Raw genomic sequence first — 6,528 nt, 5'->3', positions numbered from 1 at the left:
GAAAAGTTTATAGAAGACCATTTTAGCCCAAATTTACATTTTTCAAGAAACACTCTGTAAATCTACTAGTATAATAAAAGAAAGAGGTCGTCTTTTCAGACAACCTCTTTTAGTTGATATCATTTTCGAATTACTGTCAGACTGAGCGAAGTCGAAGTTCTTATGCAGAATCACTTTGCGAAACTTCGACTTTATTTATAACTTATATGGTTTGAAGCTTTTCTATTTAATCCCCAATCTTGATTTTAGTTTCAAAAACAAAAGTGCAATTTTATAAGCATCTTCTGAAGATGAATTTCTATCGCTTTTTGGAATTTTAAAGATTTCACTTAAATCATCTAATGAAAATTGTTTGTCATTAATATCCATTAATTTGCGATACATCATGTCAACATCTAAAGCTTCGTTTTTCAATCTTCCACAATCAAGACGTTCTAATGCGGCATTTAGCATTTCGATGTCAAAATTTATATGATGACCAACCAGAATAGAATTTCCTATGAAGTTTACAAACGCTTCGATAGCATCTGGCTCGGGCATTTTCAACATTTTGCTTTCAATGATAAATTCATTCGAAAGTCCATTATCCTGCAAAAACTTATATTGCAGCAAAACAGCTTCGAAATTATCTTTTATAACAATTCCATCGTCAATTACAGAAAAAGCACCCAGAGATAAAATAACATCTTTATTGGGGTTTAATCCAGAAGTTTCTGTAGATAAAACTACAAAACGATTCGGTTTTGTCTCAAACTTGGTTAAGTAATCCTTCCAGAAATCCGGATACTCTTTGTTGATATTTTTAATCCAGTCTAGCATACTTATGAGAATTGTGTAAGTTGAAATTTACTCTTAATCAGTTCCTCAAGGTCTTTCATTGGGGTTAAGGCATTTTTTAACTTTTCTTTGTCTGTTTTAGACATTTCTCGCATATTAATATATTGTCCGGAATCGTCGTTCTTTAATCCTTCTATCGTTCTAAATTTTGATAAAGTTAAAAATGCATCGGCACAACTTAAGTATATCTCAGCATTTTTAGAATCTGTGATTGCTAATTGTTTGAATCTTAAGTAAGTGTTTTTTATGCCTTTTATGTTTGCATTTAAAATCAATAAACGTGCAGAATCAATTAACGGCATTAATGCGCGGGTTTTAATATCAAATGTTGTTTTATGCGGACCTTCTTCTTCAACAATAAATTTCTTAAAAAAACTTAATGGAGAATTTCTTTTTAAGGCGTCATTCCCTAAAAAATCAAAGAATAATGTGTTGTTCACAGCATTTTTAAAAATGACATTTTCTATTACTTCTTCGATTTTTGGCTCTCCAAAAACAATTTCATAATCAAAGAAAATACTACTTAAATCATTGCTGTTTTCACCTGGAGTATTCATCCAGCTGTTGTATTGTTTTGTCCAGTCTGTCAACGATTTACACCATAACATATTACTTCCCATGTGTCCGTTTGGACAATATTCGTAACCTACTTTTTCTAATATAGAAGTTGTTCGTTTTGCCAGCCTTAAAAAATAATCTTTTACTTCTCTGTATTTCTCAGGCGCAACATCTTCAAATATTAATATACTATCCTGATCAGTAAGTAATAATTGTTCTTTACGCCCTTGACTGCCAATGCTTAACCATGCAAATCGAGCAGGAGGGGAGCCTAAATCTAAAATTGACAATTCGACAGCTCGCTTTATTATTGCAAGATTAATTTCACTGGCAATATTGCTAATATGTGAAATAGGAATGTTTTTCTGAATAGAGTTTTGAATCAGGTCAGACAAACGATCGCGTATTTGTTTTAAATCTTTAGGAAGTTGAGAACGTTTGATTTCTTTAATCAAAACACCTGGATTACTGGCTTGTGCCACAATTAAATCATGCTCAGAAATAATTCCCTTTACAGCAGATTTATTCGTTCCGTCTTTGGTAACACATAAATGGGTAACATTATGTTTTAACATTAACAACTGCGCCTCAGCCAGCGATACATTTTCAATTACGGTTACGACCGGCGAAGACATAATCCTGTCGATTGATTCTGTAATAGGATAGCGGCCAGTCGCAATTTTAGAAGATAAATCAGCATTTGTTACAATACCAATTGGGTTATTTTTTTCGCAGATTACAATATTATCCACCATTGCTTCCGTCATCAGGATAGCAACATCCTTAACAATCTTGTTTGATTCAGTTGTTAATGGAGAGGTATTATAGGCAAGTGATTGAATATATTGCATTTCTGACTGCTGATCGACATAGAATGCAGTATCAGAAATTAACTTACCGTTAGAATTTACATTGTCTTTTGCGTGTCTTGAATTGATGGCAAAATTTTCTAATAAAAAATTTAATACATCCGAATTATTAGCTACAAATGGTCTGAATACAGCAATAGGAATCGCATAAATAATGCTTTCTTCACGTGCTTTTGCTGTCATCATGTAGTTATTCTTGGCAAAAAACGGACGTAAACCAAAAATATCACCTTCATGACATTTGTTTATAAGCGTTTCTTCAGCATCAGCAATTGTTGTTAAATTTATGACACCAGAAGCTACAACATAAAAACTATCATGAAGTAAATCGTTGATTTGAAATAATACGGCGTGTTTTTCTAAATTGATAACACGAATATTTGTAGCAATATCAGATAATTCCTGAAAAGTTAAATTATCAAATGGTGGGTATTCTTTTAAAAAATCTGCAATATGCTCAGCGATTGTATTCATATGTTGATAATTTTTTTTAAAGTATCGAATGTAAAAATAATAAAATAAAGTCTTACAATGAAAGCATCTTTACGAGAATGTGATTATTTTAAGAAAATGTTAAAATTAACTGGTATACAGGCTTTAAAAACTATTTATTACCAGTTAACGAACATAAAAAATAGTTAAACTTCGGACAATATTGTTTAAAAAGCAAAGCTGCAAGATAGAGAATCGATCAGTAGTATTTTTCAAAACTTTTTCAACAATCATTAAATCGTTCATGAGCAGGTTTTGAAATATTCTATTTTACATAATATAAATTATAGTTCATTTGTGGTATAACTTATTAACTATACCAAATGGCTTTAAAAGGATCTTCATTAGAGAATTACACTCTATTACTTGTTGAATTAAACAAGATGCGTCACACGAATTTCAATGCAAAAACATTTTTAAAAAAAATGCGCCCATTTTGCAAAACCTCTCATTTAAAGTTTAAAACATTATTTCTAAGAATCCGTGGTTCAAATATAGGAATTACAATTAAAGTTTGTACGGATTGCTTTATAGTAACACAATCTTTTTGTGTTCATGAATTTATTTTTTACTGCAATTCTCAGAAAACGCTTATTACAAAACTTCTTAAACATAATCTTTTAACACCTTAATATATGTCAACAATTATACTTTTAATTCAAAAACGAGAAAATTTAATCTTGGAATTGGCTGGTTTAAATCATGATTTAAACGAGTATTCAAAATATCCTGTAGAAACTGTTGACTTACTGGGGCTTAAACATCAGCATGATTTTACGATTAGAGAAATTAAAAAAATTGGTCAGCAGATAAATGTTTTTTTTAATTCTGAGATTTCAAACTATAAAAACAAATTTTTTGAAGTTGAAAAGAAAATAACCGAAGCTATATCAAAGAAAGAATTTACAATAAATGATTTACCTAAAAATCATTATTCACTTTGGCAGGATTCGGAAAATTAATTTTTTGCTACTCCCCTTTCGATTTTTCAATTGTTGCCGTAGGGTATAACGGCAACTAACTCACTCAAACCTACTAAAAAACAATGATTTCATATAAAGAAAGGCATCAAGCCCAAACTAAATTCAAAAACAATAATTTAAAACCTACTCTTATAAATATAGACTACTTAATTATCAATCTAGAGGGACAGCCGTTTGGAGAATTTCCGGAACATTCAAAGTTTCGCCTAAAACCTTATGAATACGGAACTAAAATTTTTGAGCTTAGAGCAGATTTATATTATGAAGATTTAAAAATTGGAATTTATACAGCAAGACCACGCTCGGCAATTATGAGCGAACAATTTGCACAACTACAATTCGAAAACAATCTATTTTACACATTGTCTAACGATGCCTTAAGAGGTGTCATAAACGCTTTTTGCGATGAAACAAACTACATATTTAAGTCTGTTAATAGACTGGATATCTGCCTTGATAAGTCTGATATCAACAATTCTTACCGTAATTTATATAGTAATGTTGTTGCAGGTAACTACCTTATTTCGGGGCGTCCTAAAAATTTACAAAGCTATTTTGAAACCTATAAAGGAAAATCAATACTTAACGGTTTCCAAATTGGGAAAAGAACATCTGACAAAATAATACGATGCTATAACAAAACGCTGTCGTTGCAACTGACTGAAAAACCATATATAAACGAATATTACGCAAATAATGGTTTGAAAAATGACAATGTTTGGCGTTTTGAATATCAGTTAAATTCAGCGTTTTTTAGAGGATTAAATGAATATTCAAAATTAGATTTAAATATCAGTCAGACAATGACTTGGGGTATTTTTGATAAAGCAAACCTTTATGAATTATTAAAAATTGCAAATAAAGGTTTTTTTGAACTTCGTGAGAATACTGGTAAAAGTCAAATCAATAAAGAAAAGCTTATAGTGTTGTTCGATTTTGATTTTTTACAATCTCAAATAACAAAATTCAATCCTATAATCAAACGTTTAAAAAAGGTTGTTCTTTCTTCGACAACAATTAAAAAACGTCTTGCAAAATCTCTATTTAGAGAATACTACGCAAACAATCAGGATATATCTTATATCGTTGCTCTAAATCTTTTACTTGAAGATTTAGACATGATTACAGAAAAACCACTTATGAATTGGTTTCAAAACAAATTACATTTCTATCTACACGAATTTAGAACAAAGGAAAAATTAGTAAATGATTTTGATTCTGAATTATTCCACGAACATCAACTTTTATTTCTATAAGCCATGAAAACACAGAATACAAGCCAAAAAGTAACTAAAACCCAATTAATGCATATTCTTGAATTAAGCTATAAAACTGCTTGTAAAGAATATCAAACAATTATTGATTCTCTTGCTTTAAAAAGGAACTATTTAACCGTTCAAGATTTAATAAACTACGGCATATTATAGGGAAAATTAGGGAAAAATAGGGAATTATAGGGAATTTTAGGGAACGTCGAATAATAGTTGCAATAACCTTTGTGAAAGAAATTAAACAAATAAAATTTATAACAAATGAAAATTGCAACTATTACAGGCGTTACAAAATCGCCAGAATTACAAGTAACAAAAGCAATCGGTGCTTTAATTCTTTCAAGTGATTTGGCTTTATCAGCCTTAACAACTGAAAAAATTAGTATTTACATTGAGCGTGGAAACGGTTCGAATGTCATTTTAGCAAACAAAGTGTTGCTTAAAGATTTCATTTTAGCAAGTACCTACGGAACTGAAAACACTCAATCTGATGCTGATAATGCCCTGATTGCATTATGCGAATTGGCAGACGAAGGTTCAATTTATCTTGCAGATAAAGAGAGTATTAAAATTACTCTTGAAGATTTAATTGCAGATAAACGTTACGATTTACACGGTATTGAAGAGCCACAACAAACCAACAATTTATTTTTCTTCGAACAAAAATCTGTTGCATCAGAGGAGTTCAACAAAAAAATAGATGTTCAGGGATTTGATTTGGCTGTTATGACTGTTGACGATTCAGTAAGTGATTTGTCTTATCAGTACTCAAATGGTCAGGTTGTAAAATATCTTCCATTTGAATTGCAAACTTTAAGCCGTGATATTGACCCAGTTCAAGCTGTTTTGGCAGATGGAAAAGTCCTTCAAGGTTTGACCGATAGATTAACCTTGCCTTTAGTGGCTGTGGTTGGTATTGAAATCAATAAGTCGCAAGGCTCAATTATTAATTTCGTCGTAAGATGTTTAAAAACTGTGTAAGCTATGGGATTTTTCAAAAAAATTGGAACAGCGATTAAGAAAAATGTTTCGTTCAAAAATTTGGTAAAGGTCGCTACTCCTATTATGGGCGCAATACCTTTCGTTGGTGGAGCGGTTCAAAACATCTCGCAGAATTTGCAAGATGCCCACGAAGCAAAAAAAGCAAACAATGCGGCGCAAGCTGAATATAATAATCAGCAAGCTCTAGCTGTAGCAAGTCAAACGGCTGGTGCTGTAGCAAATGCAGGTTCTCAGATTTTCGCAAAAGCCGTAACAACTGGGATTAATGACGGTTTAAGTACTGGATTTGTTCAGGGAAGCGGTCAGGTTGGTGCTACTGTAGTAAGTTCAACTATTAAGGTTTGGTTTCAAAGAAACTGGAAAATTGTTTTAGGTGCTGTCGCTGGTCTTATTGCATTGATTTGCTTTTTAAGACGTGACCGCAATAATTCAGGAAGAAGAGTTGCAAGAAAAAGATAGCAAGCCGAAAAATTACTATCGAATCTATCTTATTGTATTTCTGATAGATTCGGCAGT

At 31.4% G+C, this 6,528-nt stretch carries 6 protein-coding genes; 4 read left to right on the top strand and 2 right to left on the bottom strand.

The window, feature by feature from the left end; translation table 11 throughout:
- Window positions 1-222: 222 nt before the first annotated feature.
- Together NJT12_RS05450 and NJT12_RS05445 are read right to left on the bottom strand one after the other, a co-directional pair.
- A complete protein-coding gene (locus NJT12_RS05450; RefSeq protein ID WP_271334885.1) occupies window positions 223-819 on the bottom strand; it encodes a 3'-5' exonuclease in 597 nt (198 codons plus the stop codon).
- A 2-nt stretch (window positions 820-821) separates the two neighbouring features.
- The gene (locus NJT12_RS05445) at window positions 822-2,738 is read right to left on the bottom strand and encodes a DUF294 nucleotidyltransferase-like domain-containing protein (RefSeq protein WP_271334884.1); all 1,917 of its coding nucleotides are present in this window, start codon (window positions 2,736-2,738) and stop codon (window positions 822-824) included.
- A 653-nt stretch (window positions 2,739-3,391) separates the two neighbouring features.
- On the opposite strand from NJT12_RS05445, the gene NJT12_RS05440 reads away from it, so the two are divergent.
- The 4 genes from NJT12_RS05440 to NJT12_RS05425 all read left to right on the top strand — a co-directional run bounded on the left by NJT12_RS05440 (window position 3,392) and on the right by NJT12_RS05425 (window position 6,471).
- The gene (locus NJT12_RS05440) at window positions 3,392-3,718 is read left to right on the top strand and encodes a hypothetical protein (RefSeq protein WP_253784436.1); all 327 of its coding nucleotides are present in this window, start codon (window positions 3,392-3,394) and stop codon (window positions 3,716-3,718) included.
- A gap of 83 nt (window positions 3,719-3,801) precedes the next feature.
- On the top strand, window positions 3,802-4,995 hold the full coding sequence (locus NJT12_RS05435; RefSeq protein ID WP_271334883.1) for a hypothetical protein: 1,194 nt from the start codon (window positions 3,802-3,804) through the stop codon (window positions 4,993-4,995).
- 276 nt (window positions 4,996-5,271) lie between these two features.
- Window positions 5,272-5,991: a hypothetical protein gene (locus NJT12_RS05430; RefSeq protein ID WP_065450147.1), complete on the top strand. Its 720-nt coding sequence runs from the start codon at window positions 5,272-5,274 to the stop codon at window positions 5,989-5,991.
- A gap of 3 nt (window positions 5,992-5,994) precedes the next feature.
- Window positions 5,995-6,471, top strand: coding sequence for a hypothetical protein (locus NJT12_RS05425; protein WP_271334882.1), 477 nt, complete (start codon window positions 5,995-5,997; stop codon window positions 6,469-6,471).
- The last annotated feature ends 57 nt before the right edge of the window (window positions 6,472-6,528 follow it).

Origin of the sequence: Flavobacterium azizsancarii (assembly GCF_027980145.1) — a bacterium.
Lineage (GTDB): Bacteria > Bacteroidota > Bacteroidia > Flavobacteriales > Flavobacteriaceae > Flavobacterium > Flavobacterium azizsancarii.
The sequence above is the reverse complement of the archived record's forward strand: the minus strand, read 5'-3'. Positions and strand labels throughout refer to the sequence as shown.

Excerpts from the sequence above, each read along its gene's own strand:
- NJT12_RS05450 (WP_271334885.1), bottom strand. The coding sequence starts at position 819 with ATGCTAGACTGGATTAAAAATATCAACAAAGAGTATCCGGATTTCTGG.
- NJT12_RS05445 (WP_271334884.1), bottom strand. The coding sequence starts at position 2,738 with ATGAATACAATCGCTGAGCATATTGCAGATTTTTTAAAAGAATACCCA.
- NJT12_RS05440 (WP_253784436.1), top strand. The coding sequence starts at position 3,392 with ATGTCAACAATTATACTTTTAATTCAAAAACGAGAAAATTTAATCTTG.
- NJT12_RS05430 (WP_065450147.1), top strand. The coding sequence starts at position 5,272 with ATGAAAATTGCAACTATTACAGGCGTTACAAAATCGCCAGAATTACAA.
- NJT12_RS05425 (WP_271334882.1), top strand. The coding sequence starts at position 5,995 with ATGGGATTTTTCAAAAAAATTGGAACAGCGATTAAGAAAAATGTTTCG.
- NJT12_RS05435 (WP_271334883.1), top strand. The coding sequence starts at position 3,802 with ATGATTTCATATAAAGAAAGGCATCAAGCCCAAACTAAATTCAAAAAC.